2 protein-coding genes are annotated in these 2461 nt (G+C 76.8%); one reads left to right on the top strand and one right to left on the bottom strand.

The genetic code is table 11. The features are described from left to right. Positions 1-85: 85 nt before the first annotated feature. A complete protein-coding gene (locus tag ATM99_RS17485) occupies positions 86-1441 on the bottom strand; it encodes an acetyl-CoA C-acetyltransferase (RefSeq protein ID WP_062104080.1) in 1356 nt (451 codons plus the stop codon). A gap of 209 nt (positions 1442-1650) precedes the next feature. On the opposite strand from ATM99_RS17485, the gene ATM99_RS17480 reads away from it, so the two are divergent. Next, on the top strand, positions 1651-2461 hold an 811-nt coding region (locus ATM99_RS17480; RefSeq protein WP_062104081.1), incomplete at its 3' end, for a TetR/AcrR family transcriptional regulator.

Here is a 2461-nt window from a genome sequence, read left to right as displayed (position 1 = left end):
GGGTGCGGGTGCGGGGCCGTCGGCCGGCGGGAGGGGAGGCGAAGGGGGTGTGCTCCCCCTCCCGTCGGCCGGCGACCCCGGGGCGTCAGGCGGCCTCGAGCAGCGCGGTCAGGCCGAGGCCGCCCGCGGCGCAGACCGACACGAGCGCGCGCACGGGGGACTCGTCACCGGCCGCGACCTGCGCGGCCCGGCGGGTGTGCAGCTCCTTGGCGATCGTCGCGACGATCCGGCCGCCGGTCGCGGCGAACGGGTGCCCGGCGGCGAGCGACGAGCCGTGCACGTTGAGCCGCGCGGGGTCCACCGTGCCGAACGCGCCGTCGAGGCCGAGCCGTTCGCGGCCGAACTCGTCGGACCCCCAGGCGGCGAGCGTCGTGAGGACGGTCGACGCGAACGCCTCGTGGACCTCCACGTAGTCGAGGTCCTCGAGCCGCAGGCCGTGCCGCGCGAGCAGCCGCGGCACGGCGAACACGGGCGCCATGAGCAGCCCGTCGACGCCGTGCACGAAGTCGACCGCGCCGGCCTCGGCGTCGACGACCGCGGCGAGCGGCGTGAGGTCGTGCGCCGCGGCCCAGTCCGCCGACCCGAGCAGGACGGTCGACGCGCCGTCGGTCAGCGGCGTCGAGTTGCCGGCCGTCATGGTCGCGGGCGTGTCGAGCCCCAGCCCGAACGTGGGCCGCAGCGCGGCGAGCTTCTCGAGCGAGGAGTCGGCGCGCAGGTTCGCGTCGCGCGTCAGGCCGCGGTACGGCGTGACGAGGTCGTCGAAGAAGCCCGCGTCGTACGCGGCCGCCAGGCGCTGGTGGCTGCGCAGCGCGAGCTCGTCCTGCGCCTCGCGCGTGATGCCCCACTGCGCGGTCGTCAGGGCCTGGTGCTCGCCCATCGACAGGTGCGTGCGGGGCTCGGACGTGCGCGGCGTCGCGGGGGCGAGGTCCTTCGGCCGCAGGCGCGCGAGGGCCTTCAGGCGCTGCTGCGGGGTCCTCGCGTGCGACAGGTCGAGCAGCACGCGGCGCAGCCGGTCGCTCACGGCGATGGGCGCGTCCGACGTCGTGTCGACGCCGCCCGCGACAGCGGACTCGAGCTGGCCGAGGCGGATCTTGTTGGACAGGGACACGACCGTCTCGAGCCCGGTCGCGCAGGCCTGCTGGACGTCGTACGCGGGGGTCGTCGGGGCGAGGGCCGAGCCGAGCACCGCCTCGCGCGTGAGGTTGAAGTCGCGGCTGTGCTTGAGCACGGCGCCCGCGGCGACCTCGCCGATCGTCTCGCCCTGCAGCCCGAACCGGGCCACGAGGCCGTCGAGCGCGGCGGTGAGCATGTCCTGGTTGGACGCCTGCGCGTACCTCCCACCGGCGCGCGCGAACGGGATGCGGTTGCCTCCCAGGACGTACGCGGGCCGCGGCGGCGTGGCGGGCGTGTCGGACGGTGCGGTGCTCGGCGTGCGGGCCATGGGCGGTCCCTCTCGGCGTCGATGACGGTGGGTCGCTATCCGCCCGGGACGCCCCTGCGCGAGGGTCGTTGGTCCCGGACCGGTGTCCGAAACCCACAGTACCTGATACCTTCGGTTTCGTGAGGCCCGTCACATCCGGGGCGTCGACGGCGACGTCCTCCACCCGCAGCCGCGACGACGCGACCGCCCGGTCCGGCGTCTCTCCCGCCCTGCCCGGAGCCACTCCGCAGCGCGTCACCGAACCGCTCGCCGACCCCGACCCGCGCGACGACGCCCCCGGCGACGGTCGCTCGACCCGCTGGGCCGACCACCGCGAGGCCCGTCGCGCCGAGCTCGTGCGCGCCGCCCGCCGCACCGTGCACCACCACGGCCCCGACGTCTCGATGGAGGAGATCGCCGCCGCGGCGGGCACGTCGAAGTCCATCGTCTACCGGTACTTCAGCGACAAGACCGGGTTGCAGATCGCGGTGGCCGAGGCCGTCGTGCTGCAGATCCAGGGCGCGCTCGAGGGGGTCCTGCGGGTCGCGCCGACGCCGCGCGAGGGGCTGCGGGCGATGGTCGCGGTGTACCTCGAGATGATCGAGTCCTCGCCGCACGTCTACGCGTTCGTCACGCGCCACGGGTCCGTCGAGTCCGACGGGCCGCTCGGCCACTTCCTGCAGTCCGTCACCGCGCTCGTCGCCGCGCCGTTCGCGCGCGGGCTCACCGAGGAGCGCGACGGCCGGCGCGTCGCGCGCCGGCCCGACTCCCCGCCGGACACGCCGCCCGACCCGGCCGCCACGGGCGACGACGTCGCCGCGGGGGTGCGCGCGGCCGCCCTCGCCGAGTCCTGGGCCGCGGGCGCCGTGGGGTTCGTGCGCGGCGCGGGCGAGTGGTGGCTCGCGCACCGCGGCGAGCCGGGCACGCCGGACCGCGAGGCGCTCACCGCGCAGCTCGCGGCCTGGCTGTGGGCCGGGCCCGTCGGGCTGCTCGCGCGGGAGCACCCCCGCGCGCACGACGTCCGCCCCGCGGACCCCGCAC

The sequence above is a fragment of the Cellulomonas sp. B6 genome (assembly GCF_001462455.1).
Classification (GTDB): domain Bacteria; phylum Actinomycetota; class Actinomycetes; order Actinomycetales; family Cellulomonadaceae; genus Cellulomonas.
This window is presented reverse-complemented; position numbering and strand designations above follow the sequence as displayed.